We start from the raw sequence: 20,980 nt of genomic DNA, 5'->3' as shown, positions 1-20,980 counted from the left end.
AAGTCAACTGGCTGGCGGCGGTGAACCAGGCGCCGGACCGGGCCCCGGCTGCGGTAGCTGAGGCGGCGGTGTGGGCGGGCTCGTGCTGGGTGGGCAGAACGGCGCCGGCAGCAGGCATGGCAGCTGCGGCAGCTGCACCGGCGGCGTTGTCGTGGTCGTCGTCACCGGTGGTGGCGGCGGCGTGCTCGTGGGGGTCGGCGTATACGTGTCGGTGGCCGGCGGCTGCTGCACGCGACTGCGCGGCACCCAGGTGTAGTTCGGGTCGGGCACGAAACCCGGCGGCACCACTTGCTGCGTCGGTGGCTTGGGCGCCGGTTCCGGGCGGTAGGTGTCGTAGACCCACCACACGGCGAAAAAGGCGATGATCAACACGAAGGTCGACGTGCGGACTCGGCCGCCGAAGATGTAGTGCGGCCAGCGGCGTTCCGCATCCGAGTCTTCGCTGCGCCTCTCGAGGATGCTCAGGGTGAACTTCAACGCTTCTGCACCGCACCTTGCACGTCATCGTCGATTCGGTCTTCGGTGGCCTCGGCGGCCGGGACGGCCGGGTCTTCCACCAGGCCCACCGTCGCGTCCGCCGCGGTCACGATGCCGACGCGGGCCAGCGCACGAATGACCATGACACGCAACTGCCGGCCGACCTCGAATTGCTTGCCGGGCAGGGTCCGCGCCACCAGACGCAGGGTGACGGTGTCGACCTCGATGCTCTCCACACCCATCACGGTGGGCGCATCCAACAGCAATGGTCCCAGCACCGGGTTGTCCATTGCGCGGTCGCATTCCTGGTGCAAGACCTCGTTGACCCTGTTCAGGTCGGCGTTCGTGGACACCGGGATGTCCACCACCGCGCGCGCCCAATCCTTGGACAGGTTGACCACCTTGACGATCTGCCCATTGGGAATCGTCAACACCTCGCCATCCGGCGAGCGCAGTCGGGTCACCCGCAACGTCACGTTCTCGACCGTGCCGCTGGCTTCCGTCGCGGAAACGACGGTCAGGGTGACCAGATCCCCGAAACCGTACTGCCTCTCCACCAGGATGAAGAAGCCGGACAGCAGGTCTCTCACCAACTGCTGCGCGCCGAAACCCAGCGCAGCGCCGACCACGGTGGCCGGCGCGACCAGTCCCCCCACCGAAAACTGCAGCACGCTGGCGATCTGCATCATGACCCAGATGCCGATGATGACCACCGACACCCAGGAGATCACCGACGCCACGGCCTGGCGGTGCTTGGACGCTTCCGAGCGCACCAGCGCGTCGCTTTCGGCGAAGCCCACGTTGAGCTGACGGGTCACGTGCTGCGCCACCCAGTTGACGAACCGGGCCGCCAGCACCGCCGCGATCAGCACCATGACGATCCGCAGACCGCGGGTGATGATCCATTGCCCGACGTCACCGCGCCAAAAGTCGTGCCAGCCCAGCGCCTTTGTCAAGGCGGTCGAGGCGAGAAGAGTTGTGTTAGTCGTCATCTTTTCGGTTGCGCCACCGGATTCCCGCTTCCAGGAACCCGTCGATGTCTCCGTCCAGGACGGCCGCCGGATTACCGACCTCGTACTCGGTCCGCAGATCCTTCACCATCTGATACGGGTGCAGTACATAGGAGCGCATCTGGTTGCCCCACGAACTGCCGCCTTCGCCTTTCAACGCGTCCAGCTCCGCGCGTTCTTCGGAACGCTTGCGCTCCAACAATTTTGCTTGGAGCACACGCATCGCCGAAACCTTGTTCTGCAGTTGCGATTTTTCGTTCTGGCAAGTCACGACGATACCCGTTGGGATGTGGGTTAAACGAACCGCCGAGTCAGTGGTGTTCACCGATTGGCCGCCGGGGCCGCTGGAGCGGTAAACGTCAACGCGCACATCGCCTTCCGGAATGTCGATGTGATCGGTGGTGTCCACCACCGGAAGGACCTCGACTTCGGCGAACGACGTCTGGCGTCGGCTTTGGTTGTCAAACGGGCTGATCCGCACCAGCCGATGGGTGCCCTGCTCGACGGACAACGTGCCGTAGGCGAACGGAGCGTGCACCGCGAACGTCGCGCTCTTGATGCCCGCTTCCTCCGCATAGGAGGTGTCGAACACTTCGACGGGATACTTGTGCTGCTCGGCCCACCGCATATACATCCGCATCAGCATCTCGGCCCAGTCGGCGGCGTCGACCCCGCCGGCGCCGGACCGGATGGTGACCAGCGCCTCGCGATCGTCGTATTCACCCGAGAGCAAGGTGCGCACCTCGGTGGCTTCTATGTCGGCGCGCAGCGCCTTCAGCTCGGCGTCCGCCTCGGCGAGCGCTTCTATTTTGCTGGCCGCACCCTCGGTTTCCTCGGCCGCCAGCTCGTAGAGCACCGGCAAGTCGTCGAGGCGCCCCCGCAACTCCTCGATCCGTCGCAACTCCCCCTGAGCGTGAGACAACTCACTGGTCACCCGCTGCGCGCGGGCCTGGTCATCCCACAATTGGGGATCGGACGCCTCATGTTCGAGCTTCTCGATGCGGCTGCGCAGACCGCCCACATCGAGCACCCGCTCCACCGTGGTCAGGGTGGAGTCAAGGGCGGCGATGTCGGCTTGACGGTCGGGGTCCACAGCGAACAACGTTACCGGGCCCCCCGAGCACTCCGTCCCCGGCGAGTGCTCAGGCCACGACCAGCGGTCATGCGTTTAGCATCGAGTCACGGGTCATGTGCACCCCGCCCTGCGCGCCTACAGCCCCCGCGCGCTCACCGGGCACGAATAGAAGGTCGAGAATGCGCCCATACCACGTTGCAATCGTCGGCTCCGGACCATCGGGGTTCTTCGCCGCGTCATCGCTGCTCAAGGCGGCCGATGCGTCCGAGGACATCGAAGTGGCCGTCGACATGCTGGAAATGCTGCCCACCCCGTGGGGGCTGGTGCGCTCCGGCGTCGCGCCCGACCACCCGAAGATCAAGTCGATCAGCAAGCAGTTCGAAAAGACCGCCGAAGATCCCCGCTTCCGATTCTTCGGCAACGTGGTGGTCGGTGAACACGTGCAGGCCAGCGAGCTGGCCGAACGCTACGACGCCGTCGTCTATGCCGTCGGGGCCCAGTCCGACCGCGCGCTCAACATTCCCGGTGAGGACCTGCCGGGCAGTGTCGCCGCCGTCGACTTCGTCGGTTGGTACAACGCGCATCCCAATTTCGAGGAGGCCACCCCCGACCTCTCCGGCGCCCGCGCCGTGGTGGTCGGCAACGGCAACGTGGCGCTCGACGTGGCACGCATCCTGGTCACCGATCCCGAAGTGCTGGGGGTCACCGACATCGCCGATCACGCGCTCGATTCGCTGCGGCCATGCGGCGTCGAGGAGGTGGTGGTCCTCGGCCGGCGCGGCCCCCTGCAGACCGCCTTCACCACGCTCGAGCTGCGTGAGCTGGGAGACCTCGAAGGGGTCGACGTGATCGTCGACCCCGCCCAGCTGGAGGGCGTCACCGACGAAGACGCGGCCGCGGCCGGCAAAACGGCCAAGCAGAACATCAACGTGCTGCGGGACTACGCAAAGCGCGACGCGCGCCCCGGCCACCGTCGGATCGTGCTGCGATTCATGACCTCCCCCATCGAGATCAAGGGCGAGGACAGGGTGGAGCGCATCGTGCTGGGCCGCAACGAACTGGTCACCGACGAGAACGGGCGGGTTTCTGCCAAGGACACCGGCGAGCGCGAGGAGCTGCCGGTTCAGCTGGTCGTGCGGTCGGTCGGCTACCGCGGTGTGCCGACCCCCGGGCTGCCGTTCGACGAGAAGAGTGCGACGATCCCCAACACCGCAGGCCGGGTTGAGGGGCGCCGCAACGAATACGTCGTCGGCTGGATCAAGCGCGGGCCGACCGGTGTCATCGGTACCAATAAAAAGGACTCTCAGGACACCGTCGATACCCTGCTCGCCGATCTGGGCCGCGCGAAGGAAGGCGATCTGGCGGGGTTCCCCAACGACCACGCCGACAAGTTGGGCGACTGGCTCGCCTCACGCCAGCCCAAGCTGGTCACCTCCGCGCACTGGGAGATCATCGACCGCCACGAGCGTGCCGCCGGTGAGCCGCACGGGCGCCCGCGCGTCAAGCTGCCCAACCTGACCGAGCTGTTGCGGATCAGCCACGGCTGATCACGGTCCGACGGTCGCGAGCCACACACTCGTTCCCGCTGTCACAGGTTGCTGCACCGTATCGCCAGCACGGAATGCCCTGCGCTGCAAACCTGCTCAGCGGTATGACAATCGGTGACCAGCAACTGCCCTGCTTCGGGGCTGGCGCGAAGGTAATGCTCCACACTGCCGCGCACGATCGCGGACTCCGCCCGCACATCGGGGTACAGCCGCGTCCACCGCGCGAGGCGTCGACTCAATTGCGCTTGCGCCGAGCGCATTCCGTCGCCGGCATCGTCGGCGTCCTCACCCTGGCATACCCAGAGTGCGCGCAACGTGGCTCCGCGCAGCCTCGCCTCCTCGAACGCGTGCCGCAGCACCATGCCATTGTCGACTTCGGCCAGGACGTTGCTGATCTTCGGGACTGCTGACCGTCTGGCCGGCTGATGGATCACGGCAACCGGGCACCGCGCCGAGCGGGCCAAGGAGGTTGCGACGGAGGTCCCGCCGTGACGGGCATGGTTGAGTCCGATCGAACCGACACACATCATGGCCGCCGATCTCGACTCCTCCATCAACTTGGCGAGCGGCCTTCCGCAGAGAATGTCGGTTTCGATTTTGACGGGAGCGCCGGTGGCGTCCACGGACCGATGAGCGTCGGACAGCGCCGTCCGTGCCGCGGCGAGGCGCGCCTCGCAGGCATGCGCGGTGGAAGCGTCCCGCGGATCGATGACGTACACCAATCGCATCGGGATGTCCCGGCTGGCCGCCTCATCGATCGCCCACAGCGCCGCCCGCTCCGCCGCCCTCGACCCGTCCACCCCCACGACGACTGCCGGAGCTGGATGGCTATTGCTCATCGCCGTCTCCTCTGCTGAGCTGTAGACGCCCAACTTTCACGTCGCTCAGCCATGACGTTATGGCCGGGAATGGCATTGCCCCAGGGGCATTGGTCCCGATATAGGGGCCATTGGCCCCTAGGGACCGACGACGGCAAAAATTGGCGTCTCGACCAGGACGACAACCGAATACAAGCTGTTTGCGCAGATGGACAGCGGGCACCACCACCCATCATCAGACGGGAGACTCGCCAATGGCCGCTCAACAGACCGCTCAATCCTCGCAGCCCCTGGTAGGCAAAGGCTGGATCCAAGGCGTCGCCCTGGTGATGATCTTCGGCTTCCTGGTCATGGGAATCCTGGCCTATCGCACGTACTCGGCATCGATGCCGATGCCGGACAAAGTCGTCAACGAATCGGGCCAGCTGCTGTTCACCGGCGACGACATCACCCGGGGGCAGGAGCTCTACCAGGCTCGGGGCCTCATGGAATACGGCTCGGTGCTGGGGCATGGCGCATACCTGGGACCTGACTACACCGCCGAATACCTGCGGATGGCGACCGACGACGTTGCCAATCAACTGCGGACCCAGGGCGTGACCGATCCGCGCGATCGGGTGGTCACCGAGTTCCGGGCCAACCGGTACAACGCCGCCACCAAGACGCTGGTGTTCACCGACCGGCAGGCCGCGGCATTCGACCACATCCAAGGCCATTACGCGGCCTACTTCGGTGAGAACTCGACCAAATATGGGCTGCTGCCCCGGATGATCACCGACAAGGCGCAGATCCACGACTTGACGGCGTTCTTCGCGTGGACGGCCTGGGCAGGCGCGGCAGAACGCCCCGGCCACAAGTACAGCTACACCAACAACTGGCCGGCCGAGCCGCGGGTCGACAACGGCCCGACCGCTCCGGTGATCGTGTGGTCGGCGCTGTCGCTGATCGCGTTGCTCGGCGGTATCGGCATCATGTTCGCGGTCTACGGGCGATGGAGCCAGAAGGTCGGCTGGCACGGCGCCGAGGGCTCCACGCTGTCGTTCCGCCAACCGGGCGAGGTAAGCCTGACGCCGGCACAGCGGGCCACGATCTGGTTCTTCGCGATCGTGTCGGTGCTGTTCCTGGCGCAGACGCTGCTGGGCGCCGCGGCCGAGCATTACCGGGCCGACTTGTCGAACTTCTTCGGGCTGGATCTGGCCCGGGTGCTGCCGTACAACCTGGCGCGCACCTGGCATGTGCAACTGGCGCTGTTCTGGACCGCGGCAGCTTTTCTGGCCGGTGGCATCTTCCTGGTGCCGTTCATCTCCCGCCGCGAGCCGCGCCGTCAGGGCCTGCTGGCCTACGTGTTGCTGGGCGCGGTTGCGGTGGTGGTGTTCGGCTCGCTGATTTGCGAGGCACTCTCCATCTACGGAGTGATCCCGCACGGGCTGCTGTCCCAGCAGTGGGAGTATCTCGACCTGCCGCGGCTGTTCCAGATCCTGCTGATCATCGGCATGTTCCTGTGGATCGCGATCATCTACCGGGGCATGCGTGCCCGGCTCAAAGGCGAATCGAAGATGAACATGCCGTGGTTGTTCTTCTTTTCCGGACTGGCGATCCCCGCGTTCTACACCGTCGGGCTATTGGCCAGCAGCGGAACGCATTACACCGTCGCCGAATTCTGGCGGTTCTGGGTAGTGCACCTGTGGGTCGAGGACTTCCTCGAGCTGTTCACCACGGTGATGGTGGCGTACATGTTCGTGTTGCTGGGCGTGGTGCGCGAACGGATCGCGCTGGGCGTGATCTTCCTTGACGTCATCCTGTACTCGGCGGGTGGCGTCATCGGCACCATGCACCACCTGTACTTCTCGGGCACCCCGGTGGAACACATGGCGCTGGGCGCGTTCTTCTCGGCGGCCGAAGTCATTCCGTTGACCTTCCTCACCGTCGAGGCGTGGGCGTTCCTGCAGCTGGGTTCGCGGCAGCAGTCGGGCGACTCCCAGCCCTTCCCGCACCGCTGGGCGGTGATGTTCCTGGTCGCCGTCGGATTCTGGAACTTCCTGGGCGCAGGCATCTTCGGATTCCTGATCAACCTGCCGATCGTGTCCTACTACCAGATCGGCACCGCACTGACCGCCAACCATGCACACGGCGCGATGATGGGCGTCTATGGCATGCTCGCCGTCGGCCTGGCGATGTTTGCTTTTCGCTACGTGATTCCGGCCGACAAATGGCCGGAAAAGTTAGCGCGAATTTCGTTCTGGTGTATGAACATTGGTCTCGCCTGGATGGTGTTCGTCACCCTGCTGCCGCTGGGCGTTCTGCAGCTGTATCACTCGGTCAACGATGGGTACTTCGAGGCTCGTTCGCTGGGCTACATCACCAGACCCGGCAATGCGGTGATCGAATGGCTGCGGATGCCGGGCGACATCATCCTGATCGTCGGCGGTGTGCTGCCGTTTGTCTGGATCGCCTGGACCGCGTTGCGGCATTTCCGCACGGGTTCAACGGTTCAAGAATTGCCCGAACACCCGCTGTACGTCGATGCCCCGACCGAGCCGGAGACCGGCGCCACGGTGTCGGCGAAAGACTGACCGGTGACTCAACCGGTTGCCTCGGTATGGCTGATCGCCGGGTATTCCCTTGCCCTGCTGGCCATCGGCTGGAGTTTCGACTCGATGGCCCGACGGGCGTCGGCGCGCGCGGCCCGTTGGCGCACAGGTCAATTCACCTACCGGCCCGACCATGACGCCTGGCTGTGTCCACAGGACCACTGGCTCTGGCCGACTTCGTTCGATCCGCGGCACCGGGTCATGCGATATCGCTCCCTACCGGTGGTGTGCAACAGTTGTCCCGTCAAATCCAGCTGTACGACATCCGATCACGGCCGGGAGATCAGCCGCGAGGTCGACCCGTGGCCGCATTCGGACGCCGGACGGTTCCACCGCGGGATCGCTTGTTGCGTGGCCGCATTCGGAATCGTGCTGCCGCTGGCCACGTTGGTCGCCAACCACTCGGCCGCCGATGTGTTGGTCTTGACGGGCACCATTTTGGTTGTCGCGCTGCTCGGCCTGCCGCTAGTCCGCCACCTGTGGAACACCCCGTCCAACGCGCCGGAGCACCTCCCGCACCGCACCGCGCTCGAGGACCAGGCGGCCGCGGCGATAGACAAGTATTCGACCCGGTGGGGCAGCTGGGAAAGCAAGGAGGGCAAGACAACATGACCGCCGTTGTGATCGTCGTCGTCATCGCCGCGATTGTCGCGCTTGCCGTGCTCGCGATCTGGTCGCTGGCCGTGCTGCGCGAGTACGAACGAGGAGTCGTCTTCCGGATGGGCCATGTGCGCCCGCTGTACGGTCCCGGCCTTCGTTTCCTTATCCCCTTTGTGGACAAGATGATCCGCGTCGACCAGCGGCTGGTGACGCTGACCATTCCGCCGCAGGAGGTGATCACCCGCGACAACGTGCCGGCCCGGGTCAACGCCGTCGTCATGTTCCAGGTGATGGAGCCGCTGAAAGCGATTCTGGCGGTGGAAAACTACGCGGTGGCCACCTCGCAGATCGCCCAGACGACGCTGCGTTCGCTGCTCGGCCGGGCCGACCTGGACACCCTGCTGGCACACCGGGAGGACCTCAACAGCGATCTGCGCACGATCATCGAAAAACAGACCGAGCCGTGGGGCGTGCAGGTCCGGGTCGTGGAGATCAAAGACGTCGAGATTCCTGAGTCGATGCAGCGGGCGATGGCCCGCGAAGCCGAAGCCGAACGCGAACGCCGCGCGAAAGTCATCAACGCCCGCGGGGAATTGCAGGCTTCCGAAGAGCTGCGTCAAGCAGCAGAGACCCTCTCGAAGAGCCCCGCCTCGCTGCAATTGCGTTATCTGCAAACGCTGTTGGAGTTGGGGGCGGACCAGAATTCGACCGTCGTCTTCCCGTTGCCGGTCGACATCATCACTCCGTTCTTGCGGCACCCGGAGGTACTACAGGGCGTCGTCGACAACTTCAACAATCGGGGGTGATTGCCGCCGCACCGGTTACTCGCGCTACACCGGCGGCGGCTCGGGCGGTGCCAACCTCCAGTTGTCGGGATTCTTCGGCGAATACACCACCGGAAACAACTGGCCCATGGTCGGCCAGTGGTCGACATCGACCGCCATGCGCTGATACACCGCGTGTTCGCTAACGGTGGGCCCGTTGATCACACCGGCGATGGTGACGAACTGTTCACCGGTGGTGTCCGGTCGCGGGCTCACCCCGGTCACCAGCAGCGTCCCGTTCAGCATCTCGCCGCGGGGCCCGCGAGGAAGGAACCGCTGGGCAAGAGCAACTGCCAAGACGGCCACCAACAGGATCAGCACACCGAATTCCCACACGCCGCCATGGTAGGGCCGTGATAGGACTGCGTCATGAGTCCGGACGATCTGACGTTGGCGCTGACGCTGGCCGACCGCGCGGACGCGCTGACTTTTGCCCGGTTCGGGGCGCTCGACCTGCGCGTTGACACCAAACCAGACCTGACGCCGGTCACCGACGCCGATCGCGCGGCGGAAACCGAGTTGCGCGAGGTGCTGGGACGCGAACGGCCGCACGACAGCATCGTCGGCGAGGAGTTCGGCGGAACCACCACTTTCACCGGACGCCAGTGGATCATCGACCCCATCGACGGCACCAAGAACTTCGTGCGCGGCGTGCCGGTCTGGGCCAGTCTGATCGCCTTGCTCGAAGACGGTGTGCCCGCGGTCGGCGTCGTCAGCGCGCCCGCGCTGCAGCGCCGATGGTGGGCGGCGCGCGGCCGGGGCGCCTTCGTCGCGGTCGATGACGCACCGCCACGCCGGCTATCGGTTTCCTCTGTGGCGCAACTGGATTCGGCCAACCTGTCCTTCTCCAGCCTGTCCGGTTGGGCGCAGCGTGGTCTGCGGGATCGCTTCATCGCGCTGACCGACGCCGTCTGGCGAGTGCGCGCCTTCGGCGACTTCCTCTCCTACTGCTTGGTGGCCGAGGGCGCCGTCGACATCGCCGCCGAACCCGAGGTGTCGGTATGGGACCTCGCCGCCCTCGACATCCTGGTGCGCGAGGCGGGCGGGACGATGACCGGCCTGGACGGCGTCGCGGGTCCGCATCGAGGCAGCGCCGTGGCGACGAACGGGCCGCTGCATGCGCAGGTGCTCGGCATCCTCGATAGCGCTGTGAATTAGTTAACAAGTGTTCTCTGTGATCTTACTCCGGAGTAAGATAGGGTTATCCGCATTGCCCCAACTACCGAGGCTGCCGACATGACCGACACTCGTTCCGGTTCACCAAAGACCTCAAAATCGGCCCGCTCCCGTCGCAAACGGAAAGACAGCCCGAGCGGGGTCGGACTGCAATCCCATAAGCGCACGGGCGTCGACATCGCCATCGCGCTGCTCACCCCGCTCATGGGCCAGGAATTCCTGGACAAATACCGGCTGCGCGATCCGGTCAACCGCGGGCTGCAGTACGGCACCAAGACCGTCTTCTCCACGGCCGCCACCGCCTCGCGGCAGTTCAAACGACTGCAGAACCTGCGCAGCGGGCCGACCCGGCTGAAGTCGAGCGGCAAGGACTACTTCGACCTGACGCCCGACGACGACCAGAAGATGATCGTCGAGACCCTCAACGAATTCGCCGAGGAGGTGCTCCGGCCTGCGGCGCACGATGCCGACGAGGCGGCGACCTACCCGTCCGACCTGATCGCCAAGGCCGCCGAGTTGGGCATCACCGCGATCAACATTCCCGAGGACTTTGACGGCATCGCCGCACACCGCTCCAGCGTGACCAACGTGCTGGTGGCCGAGGCGCTGGCCTACGGCGACATGGGTCTCGCCTTGCCGATCCTGGCTCCCGGGGGCGTGGCCTCCGCGCTGACCCATTGGGGCAGCGCGGACCAGCAGGCCACCTATCTGCCCGAGTTCGCCGGTGAGAACGTGCCCCAGGCCTGCGTCGCCATCGCCGAGCCGCAACCGCTGTTCGATCCCACCCGATTGACGACCACCGCGGTGCGCACACCGAGTGGCTTCCGCCTCGACGGCGTGAAGTCGTTGGTCCCCGCTGCGGCCGACGCGGAGCTGTTCGTCGTCGGCGCGCAGCTGGACGGCAAGCCGGCCCTGTTCATCGTCGAGTCGTCGACGAAAGGCCTTGCGGTCAAGACGGATCCGAGCATGGGCATCCGCGCGGCGGCCTTGGGCCACGTGGGGCTCTCCGGCGTCACGGTCCCCCTGAGCGCACGGCTCGGCGAGGATGAGGCAACAGACGAGGACTACTCCGAGGCGATCGCGCTGTCTCGGCTCGGCTGGGCGGCGCTGGCGGTGGGGACCTCGCACGCGGTGCTCGACTACGTCGTGCCCTACGTGAAGGAGCGCGAGGCCTTCGGCGAGCCGATCGCCCATCGTCAGGCCGTCGCGTTCATGTGCGCCAACATCGCCATCGAGCTGGACGGGCTGCGGTTGATCACCTGGCGCGGCGCCGCCCGCGCCGAACAGGGCCTCCCCTTCATTCGCGAGGCGGCGCTGGCCAAGCGGCTGGGCGCCGACAAGGGCATGCAGATCGGCCTGGACGGCGTGCAGCTGCTCGGCGGCCACGGCTTTACGAAAGAACACCCGGTCGAGCGTTGGTATCGCGACCTGCGGGCCATCGGCGTGGCCGAGGGCGTCGTAGTTATCTAGGCCGTCACTGACCCGGACTACCGAAAGACCAATCATGGCAATCAATCTGGAACTGCCCCGCAAGCTGCAAGCGGTCGTGGTCAAGACCCATCAGGGCGCCGCGGAGCTGATGCGGCCGATCGCCCGCAAGTACGACCTCAAGGAACACGCCTACCCGGTCGAACTCGACACGCTGTACAACCTGTTCGCGGGCGCCTCGGAGTCGATCGAATTCGCCGGAGCCGACAATCTGGGTGACGAGAACCAAGACAGGGACCAAAACCACAACGGCGCCAACATGGCTGCGCTGCTGCAGACCTTGGAGGCTTGCTGGGGCGACGTCGCGATGATGTTGTCGGTCCCCTATCAGGGGTTGGGCAACGCGGCCATCTCCGCCGTCGCGACCGACGAACAGCTGGAACGCCTGGGCAAGGTGTGGGCGGCGATGGCCATCACCGAACCGGGCTTCGGTTCCGACTCGGCGGCGGTGTCGACCACCGCCAAGCTGGACGGCGACGAGTACGTGATCAACGGCGAAAAGATCTATGTCACCGCCGGTTCGCGCGCCACCCACATCGTGGTGTGGGCGACGCTGGACAAGTCGCAAGGCCGTGCGGCGATCAAGTCGTTCATCGTTCCGCGCGAGCACCCCGGCGTCACGGTCGAACGGCTCGAACGCAAGCTCGGCATCAAAGGCTCCGACACCGCCGCGATCAGGTTCGACAACGTCCGCATTCCGAAGGAGAACTTGCTCGGCAACCCGGAAATCGAAGTCGGCAAAGGCTTTTCCGGCGTGATGGAGACCTTCGACAACACCCGGCCGATCGTGGCCGCCATGGCCATCGGGATAGGCCGCGCCGCCCTGGAGGAAATCCGCAAGATCCTCACCGAGGCCGGGGTCGAGATCTCCTATGACAAACCGTCGCACGCCCAGAGCGCCGCGGCGGCCGAGTTCCTGCGGATGGAGGCCGACTGGGAAGCCGCCTACCTGCTGGCGCTGCGCGCGGCGTGGCAGGCCGACAACAAGATCCCCAACTCCAAAGAGGCGTCGATGAGCAAGGCCAAGGCTGGCCGGATGGCCAGCGACGTCACCCTCAAGGCAGTCGAATTAGCGGGCACCGCAGGCTATTCCGAGCAATCGATGCTGGAAAAGTGGGCTCGCGACTCCAAGATCCTGGACATCTTCGAGGGCACTCAGCAGATCCAGCAGTTGGTGGTCGCGCGCCGCTTGCTGGGCCTGTCGTCGGCCGAGCTCAAATAGGTCTTGCAGCCACCGTTTGCGCCGAACGTGCAAACACTGCGACAGATCCGCCTGTTTTTCGCAGTGGGTGCACGTCCGCCGGGATCTACGCAGCGACCGCGTTGAGCTGCTCGCGGACGTCGTCGTCGAGCCCGATGGACGCGACGTCCAAGTTCTCGTCCAGGTGCCGGACTGACGACGTGCCGGGGATCAGCAGCACATTGGGCGCCACGCTGAGCGTCCACGCCAACGCGACCTGCGCCGGCGTACGCCCGAGCCGCTCGGCGGCGTCGACCACCAGTCGGTGAGTGAGCACCGGGTTCGGCTGCATGAAGGCGGCCCCCAATGGGAAGAACGGGACGAATGCGATACCGCGCGCCGTGCACTCCTTCAACACCGGCGCCGAATCGCGGTGAATGAGGTTGAACGCGTTTTGCACACAGGCGATTTCGGTGCGATCACACGCACGCAGTAGGTGTTCACGGCTGACGTTGCTCAGCCCGATCCCGCCGATCAGTCCCTCGTCGCGGGCTTCGATCATGACCGAAAGTTGGTCGTCGAAGAGCTGATCCGGCCCGTCGCTTTCGAACACGCGCAGGTTGACCGCGGCCAGTTGGTCGACGCCGAGGGCGCGCAGGTTGGTCTCGATGTCGCGCCGCAAGTCGGCCGGCCCATCGATCGGTATCCAGCCACCGTTGTCGTCGCGACGCCCGCCGACCTTACTCACCAGCGCCAGGTTCTCCGGATACGGATGCAGCGCCTCGCGGATGAGCTCGTTGGCGACATCGGGACCGTAGAACTGTGCGGTGTCGATGTGGTCGACGCCGCGTTCGACCGCCCGCCGCAGGACGGCCAGCGCCTCGCCGCGGTCCCGGGGCGGTCCGAACGCGTTCGGGCCCGGCAACTGCATGGCGCCGAAGCCGACCCGCGAGACCGAAAAGTGACCGAGTGGAAAGGAATCCATACGGTGAGGTTAGCGTCGAGGCATGGACACATTTCAGGCGCTCGTCGCTCGCGAAGATGGTGACCGGATAACCGCGTCGGTCGAGACCTTGAGCCACTCCGACCTGCCGCCCGGCGACGTGACGATCCGGGTGCTCTATTCGAGCGTGAACTACAAGGACGCGCTCGCGCTCACCCCGGGCGGCGGGGTGGTGCGCAGCTACCCGGTGGTGCCGGGCATCGACCTGACCGGCGAGGTCGTCGAGTCGCAATCACTCGACTTCACCCTCGGCGAGAAGGTGCTGGCCCACGGGTACCAGATCGGCACCGGCCACCACGGCGGCTACGCCGAATACGCGCGGCTCCCGGCCGACCAGGTCGTCGCGCTCGGCGCGTTGAGCCCGCACGAGGGCGCCGCGATCGGGACCGCCGGCTTCACCGCCGCGATGAGCGTGCAGGCGCTGATCGACTGGGGTGTCCAACCCGGCGCCGGGTCGGTGGTCGTCACCGGCGCCTCCGGCGGTGTCGGCTCGGTCAGCGTGGACCTGTTGGCCGCCAAGGGCTACCGGGTGGTCGCCTCGACCGGCAAGGAGGGGGCGGCCGGGCTGCTGAAAGAGCTTGGCGCCGCGGAGGTTATCGGCCGGCTGCCGGAAGATCCCGATGCCAAACCGCGGCCGCTGGCCAAGGCGCGCTGGGCGGCCGCGGTGGACTGCGTGGGCGGCGCGACGCTGGCCGACGTGCTCAGCGCCGTCGACTACGGCGGGGCGGTGGCCTGTAGCGGCCTGACCGGCGGTCCGGCGTTGCACACCACGGTGATGCCGTTCATCCTGCGCGGCGTCGCGTTGCTGGGGATGGATTCGGTGCAGATGCCGATCGGCCCGCGCCGCAAACTGTGGGCGCTGCTGGGCGATTCGTTGCGCCCGCGTCATCTCGACTCACTCACCAGCGACGTCGACGTCAGGGACGTGGTCGATGTGCTGGATCAGGTGCGCGCCGGCAAGTTCACCGGCCGGGCGGTGGTGCGGGTCGCCGGCGGATTTTGACCCGGCAGTAGGCTGTCCGACCATGCGGGCTGCACGGGTGATTCGGCTAGACGGTCCGGACGCGATCGAAGTGGCGGAGGTCGACGAACCGTCGGGTGACGGCGTGGTCGTCGAGGTGCACGCCGCCGGCGCCGCCTTTCCCGATGCCCTACTGACGCGGGGGCTCTACCAGTACCGCCCGGAGCCGCCGTTCGTGCTGGGCGCCGAGATCGCCGGGGTGGTTCGCTCAGCGCCGGACAACGCGCACGTAAAGGCCGGCGACCGCGTCGTCGGACTGACCATGCTCAGCGGTGGCATGGCCGAAGTCGCGATCCTGCAGCCGGACCGGGTGTTCAAGCTCCCCGACAACGTGAGTTTCGAGGCGGGCGCGGGCCTGCTGTTCAACGACCTCACTGTCTACTTCGCCCTGACGGTGCGTGGCCGGCTGGCCCAAGGCGAGACAGTTTTGGTGCACGGCGCCGCCGGCGGCATCGGGACGTCGACGCTGCGGCTGGCGTCGCTGCTCGGGGCGTCCCGCTCCATCGCCGTCGTCAGCACGGAAGAGAAGGCGGACGTCGCGACGGCCGCCGGGGCCACCGATGTGGTGCTGGCGGACGGGTTCAAGGACGCGGTCAAGGAACTGACCGGCGGCCGCGGCGTGGACGTCGTACTCGACCCGGTCGGCGGCGACCGGTTCACCGATTCGCTGCGCTCGCTCGCACCGGGCGGGCGGCTGCTGGTCGTCGGCTTCACCGGTGGAGACATTCCGACCGTGAAGGTGAACCGGTTGCTGCTCAACAACATTGATGTGGTCGGCGTGGGCTGGGGCGCCTGGACGGCGACGCATCCGAACGCGCTGGCCGAGCAGTGGGCCGGTCTCGAGAAGCTGCTCAGCTCGGGCCGGCTGGCCGCCCCGAACCCGGAGGTCTACCCCCTGGAGCAGGCTGCCGCCGCGGTGGCCTCCCTGGAGAACCGCACCGCCAAAGGCAAGGTCGTGGTGCGCGTCCGCGACTGACGGGCCCGGGCCGAACCGGACCCGCCCGGTCGTGCGGCCTTCGCAGGATTTGATAGCGCGGGCGATATCAAAACCTGGAAGCCGCGCTTGGTCAGCAGATCCGCTGGCCCTTGTGCGGCCTGGAAACAAAAAGTAATGTCACTTTCAGTTTTGTCCGCCACCCGAGCCGGGGGTCAGCCATGGAATCCTTCGTCCACTTGCGAAAAGGCACGACCCCGCGGCGCCTGCACGCCGACCTCGACGGGCTCAAGGACGACGAGCTGGGCCGGGGCGGATTCACGGGCCGCACGGCGAACCTCTACCGCCGCCACGACCCCACCGCCTACCGTTCGGTCGGCCCGCTGCGCCCCGTCGACGTGCTGGCCGGCGAGCTCAAGCCCAGTGACGCCACCGACGCCAACGGCGGCCCCCTGCTGATGTTCAGCAACGCCGACTGCCGAATCCTGTTGAGCCGTCGCCACGAGCCGATGCCGTACTACACCCGCCATGTCGACGGCGACCTGCTGTGCTTCGTCCACCAGGGCGCCGGCCTGCTCGAAACCGAGTTCGGCCCGCTGCGCTACCGGGACGGCGACTGGGTCTACCTGCCGAAGGCATGCACGTGGCGTCAGGTGCCCGACGGCCAGACGACGATGTTGATGGTCGAGGCCACCGACGAGTTCCGGGTGCCGCCGCCCGGGCCGTTGGGCCGCCACTTCCCGTTCGACCCGTCGCAGGCCACCATCCCCGACCCGGCGCCCATCGACGACGACGGCCGGGACGAGTACGAGGTCCGGCTCATCCACCGGCCTATCGAGGATGGCGGCCCGACAACGCTGTTCTACCAACACAATCCGCTCGACGTGGAGGGATGGCGCGGTGACAACTTCGCGTTCACGTTCAACATCGCGGACTACAACGTGGTCACCTCCGACAGTGTCCACCTACCGCCGACGGTGCACCTGTTCATGCAGGCCACCGGCGTCTACGTGATGAATTTCTTGCCGAAGCCGGCTGAAGGTGTTCAGGGCACCGAGCGCACACCGTGGTACCACCGCAATGTCGACTATGACGAGATCGCCTTCTTCCACGGCGGCTCGCTCTATGGCATCCCGATGCCGCCCGGTCTGATTTCCCATGCGCCGCAAGGCGTTCACCACGGCGCACCGGAGAAGGCGCGGGAACGGGCGCGCCGCAAGTTCGACGAGTACTCCCGCGTCGATTGGCAAGTTATCGCCGTCGACACCCGCCGGCGCCTGAACCCGTCGGCCGAGGTGCTGGCGCACGACCTAGGACAACACTGACCATGACGACCCGCCACGAATACGAACGAATCCCCTATCTCGTTGCCTTCCAGAACAATTCCGCCGTCCGCGACGTCTACGGCGGGCTGGCTGAGATCACCGTGCTGGAAAGCTACCTGCTCAAGCCGAAGGACAAGCCGTCGGACACCGTGCTGGTGTTCATGCACCCGATCGGCGGCGGCGCCTACCTGCCGGTGATCAACGCGCTGGCCCGGGCCGGCCATCACGTCATCTACTGCAACAGCCGGTTCCGCGGCACCGACTCGGCGCTGCTGATGGAGAAGGTGGTCGAGGATCTCGGCGAGTGCATCAAGGACGCCAAGAAGCGGCTGGGCTATCAGAAGGTGGTGCTGGCCGGGTGGAGTGGCGGCGGCTCGCTGTCGATGTTTTATCAGCAGCAGGCCCAGCACCCGACGATCACGTCGAGCCCATCCGGCGACGGTCCCGACCTGACCGCCCTGGACCTGCCCGCCGCCGACGGCATCATGCTGTTGGCGGCGCACATCAGCCGGCACGGCACGCTGACCGAATGGCTCGACGCGTCGATCCTCGACGAATCCGACCCCACCAAGCGCGATCCCGAGCTGGACCTGTACAACCCGGACAATCCGAACCAGCCGCCCTACAGCCAGGAATTCCTGGCCCGGTACCGCAGCGCACAGGTCGAACGCAACCGGCGCATCACCGCGTGGGTCAGGGACAAGCTCGCCGAGTTGAAGGCGGCCGGGCGCCCCGATGACGAATTCGGATTCGTCGTGCACGGCACCATGGCCGACCCGCGCTGGCTGGACCCGACCGTCGATCCCAACGAACGCATCCCGGGGACCTGCTACCTGGGGGATCCTCAAGTGGTGAACATGAGCCCGGTGGGGTTGGCCCGCTTCTCCACGTTGCGCGGCTGGCTCTCGCAATGGAGTTACGACGACGCCCGCGGCGACGGGGTCGCCTGCGGGGCCGACATCGCGATCCCGGCGCTGGTCATCGGTAACCTGGCGGACGACGCCTGCACACCCAGCCACACCCGGCGGCTGTTCAATGCGATCGGGCACCATGACAAGGAGATGCACGAAATCCCCGGGGCCACCCACTATTACGCCGGCCCCGACCAGCGCGACAAGTTGCGCGCGGCCGTCGACATCGTCACCGACTGGCTGATCCGCCACGACTTCGCGGGCAAAGAATGACCGCTCCCGGTTTGGCGGGACCGCTGGACGGCGTCCGGGTGCTCGAACTCGGCACGTTGATCGCAGGCCCCTTCGCCGGCCGGCTGCTCGGTGACATGGGCGCCGACGTCATCAAGGTGGAACCCCCCGGTGCCCCCGACCCGCTGCGCACCTGGGGCCAGGCCGAGGTCGACGGGCAGCACGTCTTCTGGACCGTGCACGCGCGCAACAAGAGAGCCATCACCCTCGACCTGCGCCGCCCGCGCGGCCGCGAGCTGTTCTGCGAGCTCGTCGAGAAGTCCGACATCATCGTGGAGAACTTCCGCCCGGGGACGCTAGAGAAATGGGACCTGGGCTACGACGTGCTCAGCGCCCGCAACCCGGGCATCATCCTGGTTCGGGTGTCCGGCTACGGGCAGACCGGCCCCGACGCGCACAAGGCCGGCTACGCTTCGGTGGCCGAGGCGGCCAGCGGGCTGCGCTACCTCAACGGCTTCCCCGGCGGCCCGCCGCCCCGGCTGGCGCTCTCGCTCGGCGACACCCTGGCCGGCATGTTCGGCGCCCAGGGCGCGCTGGCGGCGCTGTACCGCCGCACCGTCACCGGGCGCGGCCAGGTGGTGGACGTCGCGCTGACCGAATCCTGTTTGGCCGTCCAGGAATCCACCATCCCGGACTACGACGTGGGCGGCGTGGTGCGCGGCCCGTCGGGCACCCGACTGGAGGGCATCGCGCCGTCGAACATCTATCGCAGCGCCGACGGCTCGTGGGTGGTGATCGCCGCCAACCAGGACACCGTCTTCGTCCGGCTGTGCAAGGCGATGGGCAGCCCGGAGCTGGCCACCGACGACCGGTTCGCCACGCACGTCGCCCGCGGCCGCAACCAGGATGAACTCGACGAGATCATCAGCGCGTGGGCCGCGGAGCGCCAGCCCGGTGACATCATCGAAACCCTCAGTGCCGCAGGAGTGATCGCCGGGCCGATCAACACGGTCGCGGAGGTGGTCAACGACCCGCAGCTGCGGGCCCGCGGCATGCTGGTCGAACACTTCGATGAAAGGCTCGAGCGGGACGTATTGGGGCCGGGCATCGTGCCGGTGCTCTCGGAATCCCCGGGCCGCCTGCGCAACGCCGGGCCCGCGCGTCCGGGCCAGCACAACGACGACGTCTACATCGGGCTGCTGGGCAAGACTGCCGAGCAGCTCGAGAAGTTGCGGGCCGAGGAGGTGCTGTGAACACACATGTGGCCATCCGGGAAGTGGCGCTGCGCGATGGTCTGCAGATCGAAGCGCCAATCCCGTTGTCGGCCAAGCTCGAACTGCTGGCCGCGGTCGCCGCGACCGGGGTCCGCGAGGTGGAGGCCACCGCGTTCGTCTCGCCGTCGAAGGTGCCGTCGATGGCCGATGCCGCCCAACTCGCCGCTCACCTGCACGACTACCCCGACATCGAGTTCTCCGCCCTGGTGGCCAGCCCCAACGGAGCCAAGCGTGCCGTCGCGGCAGGGCTGCGCTCGATCGAGTACGTGGTGGCCGCCGACGACACGTTCAGCAAGGCCAACGTCGGGCGCACCAGCGCCGAGGCCACCAACCAGATCGACGAGATCGTCGCCATCGCGCATAGCAGCAATGTCACCGTCGAAGTGGTCATCGCCACCGCGTGGGACTCCCCGTTCGAGGGTCCCACCCCGCCCCAGCGGGTGCTCGACATCGCCGCGGCCGCTCGCGACCGCGGCGTCGACCGCCTGTCGATCGCCGACACGATCGGCACCACCACCCCGGGCCGCGTGAATTCGCTGATCGCACAACTGCGTCCGGTGATCGGCGACCTGCCGCTGGGCGGTCATTTCCACAACACCCGCGGCTCCGGGCTGGCGAGCGCCTACGCCGCGGTCAGCTCCGGCGTGACCCGGCTGGACGCTTCGGTCGGCGGGTTGGGCGGCTGCCCGTTCGCCCCGGGCGCCACCGGAAACATCGCCACCGAAGACCTGGTGTACCTGCTGCGCGACAGCGGCATCGACGTCGACGTGGACCTGCAGGCGGCCATCACCGCGGCCGACGTCGCCAAATCAGTTATCGGCCACGACCTGCCGAGCGCGCTGCTCCGCGCCGGCGACCGGATGCGGACCTGATGCCAGCCCCGGAAGCGCTGACCGCCAAGGGCCGCCAGACCAGGCAGGCCATCGAGCAGTCGGCCCGAAAGCTGTTTGCGGAACGCGGCTTTCACGGTACCACGCTGGCCGACATCACCTCTGCGGCGGGCAAGTCACCGGCCGTGTTCTACCGGTATTTTGCCGACAAGGAAGACCTGCTCGCCGCCCTTGCGGAATCGTTCCTGCACGATGTCCTGACGCCGTCCGGGTTGAGCCTCGAACTACCGGAATCGCATGATGACGACGCGTTCTTCACCGCGGTGGTCACCGGGTATTGGAACATGTTCAAGCAGAACATCGGCATCATGATCGCCGTGGCGCAGCTGGCCGCCACGCAGCGACGCTTCGCGACCGTCCAGAACGAATTCCGCCGGTTCGGCATGGATATCGTCGCCGCCTCGGTCCGCCGCGCCCAGGAGCAGGGCTACGGAACCGAGCTGGACCCGCAACACACCGCGGCGGCCATCGCCCTGTTGTTCGAGAACTTCACCACCGTCTTCGTCGGCCCCTCCAACCTGGGCCTCAAGATCAGCGATAAGGACGCCATCGTCACCCTGTCGACGATCTGGAAGAAAACCCTCTACGGCGTATAAGGAGACAAC

20 protein-coding genes are annotated in these 20,980 nt (G+C 66.7%); 14 read left to right on the top strand and 6 right to left on the bottom strand.

From position 1 onward, the window contains the following. Nucleotides 1–3: 3 nt before the first annotated feature. From AWC17_RS07905 to prfB, 3 genes are read right to left on the bottom strand one after another with little or no spacing between them, the layout of a single operon-like run. Complete coding sequence (locus tag AWC17_RS07905; protein ID WP_046183164.1) at nucleotides 4–477, bottom strand: Rv3103c family proline-rich protein; 474 nt, start codon at nucleotides 475–477, stop codon at nucleotides 4–6. Next, nucleotides 474–1,469: a mechanosensitive ion channel family protein gene (locus tag AWC17_RS07900; RefSeq protein ID WP_046183165.1), complete on the bottom strand. Its 996-nt coding sequence runs from the start codon at nucleotides 1,467–1,469 to the stop codon at nucleotides 474–476. Before AWC17_RS07900 ends, AWC17_RS07905 begins: the two co-directional genes overlap by 4 nt. Further along, a complete protein-coding gene (prfB, locus tag AWC17_RS07895) occupies nucleotides 1,459–2,580 on the bottom strand; it encodes a peptide chain release factor 2 (protein WP_046183166.1) in 1,122 nt (373 codons plus the stop codon). Before prfB ends, AWC17_RS07900 begins: the two co-directional genes overlap by 11 nt. A gap of 161 nt (nucleotides 2,581–2,741) precedes the next feature. On the opposite strand from prfB, the gene AWC17_RS07890 reads away from it, so the two are divergent. Beyond that, nucleotides 2,742–4,109 carry an FAD-dependent oxidoreductase gene (locus AWC17_RS07890; RefSeq protein WP_046183167.1) on the top strand — a complete coding sequence of 456 codons (1,368 nt, stop codon included), beginning with the start codon at nucleotides 2,742–2,744 and terminating at the stop codon, nucleotides 4,107–4,109. Nucleotides 4,110–4,150: 41 nt separating this feature from the next. Here AWC17_RS07890 and AWC17_RS07885 read toward each other — a convergent pair whose 3' ends face one another. Next, entirely contained in the window at nucleotides 4,151–4,948 is a 798-nt protein-coding gene (locus tag AWC17_RS07885; protein WP_046183168.1) for a universal stress protein, read from the bottom strand. Between the two features lie 233 nt (nucleotides 4,949–5,181). Between AWC17_RS07885 and AWC17_RS07880 the strand changes: the two genes are divergently transcribed. From AWC17_RS07880 to AWC17_RS07870, 3 genes are read left to right on the top strand one after another with little or no spacing between them, the layout of a single operon-like run. Beyond that, nucleotides 5,182–7,500, top strand: a complete 2,319-nt coding sequence (locus AWC17_RS07880; protein ID WP_046183169.1) for a nitric-oxide reductase large subunit — start codon at nucleotides 5,182–5,184, stop codon at nucleotides 7,498–7,500. Between the two features lie 3 nt (nucleotides 7,501–7,503). Beyond that, a complete protein-coding gene (locus AWC17_RS07875) occupies nucleotides 7,504–8,130 on the top strand; it encodes a hypothetical protein (protein WP_046183170.1) in 627 nt (208 codons plus the stop codon). After that, nucleotides 8,127–8,924, top strand: coding sequence for a slipin family protein (locus AWC17_RS07870; protein WP_046183171.1), 798 nt, complete (start codon nucleotides 8,127–8,129; stop codon nucleotides 8,922–8,924). Before AWC17_RS07875 ends, AWC17_RS07870 begins: the two co-directional genes overlap by 4 nt. 24 nt (nucleotides 8,925–8,948) lie before the next feature. Here the strand turns inward: AWC17_RS07870 and AWC17_RS07865 are convergent, their stop codons facing one another. Beyond that, nucleotides 8,949–9,278, bottom strand: a complete 330-nt coding sequence (locus AWC17_RS07865; protein WP_046183172.1) for a hypothetical protein — start codon at nucleotides 9,276–9,278, stop codon at nucleotides 8,949–8,951. Between the two features lie 33 nt (nucleotides 9,279–9,311). On the opposite strand from AWC17_RS07865, the gene hisN reads away from it, so the two are divergent. The 3 genes from hisN to AWC17_RS07850 all read left to right on the top strand — a co-directional run bounded on the left by hisN (nucleotide 9,312) and on the right by AWC17_RS07850 (nucleotide 12,828). Then, entirely contained in the window at nucleotides 9,312–10,100 is a 789-nt protein-coding gene (gene hisN / locus AWC17_RS07860) for a histidinol-phosphatase (RefSeq protein ID WP_046183173.1), read from the top strand. A 78-nt stretch (nucleotides 10,101–10,178) separates the two neighbouring features. Continuing rightward, complete coding sequence (locus tag AWC17_RS07855; RefSeq protein ID WP_046183174.1) at nucleotides 10,179–11,588, top strand: acyl-CoA dehydrogenase family protein; 1,410 nt, start codon at nucleotides 10,179–10,181, stop codon at nucleotides 11,586–11,588. Between the two features lie 34 nt (nucleotides 11,589–11,622). After that, nucleotides 11,623–12,828, top strand: a complete 1,206-nt coding sequence (locus tag AWC17_RS07850; protein WP_046183175.1) for an acyl-CoA dehydrogenase family protein — start codon at nucleotides 11,623–11,625, stop codon at nucleotides 12,826–12,828. An 85-nt stretch (nucleotides 12,829–12,913) separates the two neighbouring features. Here the strand turns inward: AWC17_RS07850 and AWC17_RS07845 are convergent, their stop codons facing one another. Then, complete coding sequence (locus AWC17_RS07845) at nucleotides 12,914–13,771, bottom strand: oxidoreductase (RefSeq protein ID WP_046183176.1); 858 nt, start codon at nucleotides 13,769–13,771, stop codon at nucleotides 12,914–12,916. 22 nt (nucleotides 13,772–13,793) lie between these two features. On the opposite strand from AWC17_RS07845, the gene AWC17_RS07840 reads away from it, so the two are divergent. The 7 genes from AWC17_RS07840 to AWC17_RS07810 all read left to right on the top strand — a co-directional run bounded on the left by AWC17_RS07840 (nucleotide 13,794) and on the right by AWC17_RS07810 (nucleotide 20,971). Further along, the gene (locus tag AWC17_RS07840) at nucleotides 13,794–14,792 is read left to right on the top strand and encodes an acrylyl-CoA reductase family protein (protein WP_085164486.1); all 999 of its coding nucleotides are present in this window, start codon (nucleotides 13,794–13,796) and stop codon (nucleotides 14,790–14,792) included. A gap of 22 nt (nucleotides 14,793–14,814) precedes the next feature. Beyond that, on the top strand, nucleotides 14,815–15,786 hold the full coding sequence (locus AWC17_RS07835; RefSeq protein ID WP_046185845.1) for an NADPH:quinone oxidoreductase family protein: 972 nt from the start codon (nucleotides 14,815–14,817) through the stop codon (nucleotides 15,784–15,786). A 179-nt stretch (nucleotides 15,787–15,965) separates the two neighbouring features. Further along, nucleotides 15,966–17,069 (top strand): homogentisate 1,2-dioxygenase, encoded by a 1,104-nt coding sequence (locus AWC17_RS07830; protein WP_046185846.1) that lies wholly within the window; start codon nucleotides 15,966–15,968, stop codon nucleotides 17,067–17,069. Nucleotides 17,070–17,071: 2 nt separating this feature from the next. Further along, nucleotides 17,072–18,253 carry an alpha/beta hydrolase gene (locus tag AWC17_RS07825; RefSeq protein WP_046185847.1) on the top strand — a complete coding sequence of 394 codons (1,182 nt, stop codon included), beginning with the start codon at nucleotides 17,072–17,074 and terminating at the stop codon, nucleotides 18,251–18,253. Then, entirely contained in the window at nucleotides 18,250–19,464 is a 1,215-nt protein-coding gene (locus tag AWC17_RS07820) for a CaiB/BaiF CoA transferase family protein (protein WP_046185848.1), read from the top strand. Before AWC17_RS07825 ends, AWC17_RS07820 begins: the two co-directional genes overlap by 4 nt. Next, nucleotides 19,461–20,357 (top strand): hydroxymethylglutaryl-CoA lyase, encoded by an 897-nt coding sequence (locus tag AWC17_RS07815; protein ID WP_046185849.1) that lies wholly within the window; start codon nucleotides 19,461–19,463, stop codon nucleotides 20,355–20,357. Before AWC17_RS07820 ends, AWC17_RS07815 begins: the two co-directional genes overlap by 4 nt. Continuing rightward, nucleotides 20,357–20,971 (top strand): TetR/AcrR family transcriptional regulator, encoded by a 615-nt coding sequence (locus tag AWC17_RS07810; RefSeq protein WP_082123145.1) that lies wholly within the window; start codon nucleotides 20,357–20,359, stop codon nucleotides 20,969–20,971. Before AWC17_RS07815 ends, AWC17_RS07810 begins: the two co-directional genes overlap by 1 nt. The last annotated feature ends 9 nt before the right edge of the window (nucleotides 20,972–20,980 follow it).

This window comes from Mycobacterium nebraskense (genome assembly GCF_002102255.1).
GTDB lineage: Bacteria > Actinomycetota > Actinomycetes > Mycobacteriales > Mycobacteriaceae > Mycobacterium > Mycobacterium nebraskense.
This window is presented reverse-complemented; position numbering and strand designations above follow the sequence as displayed.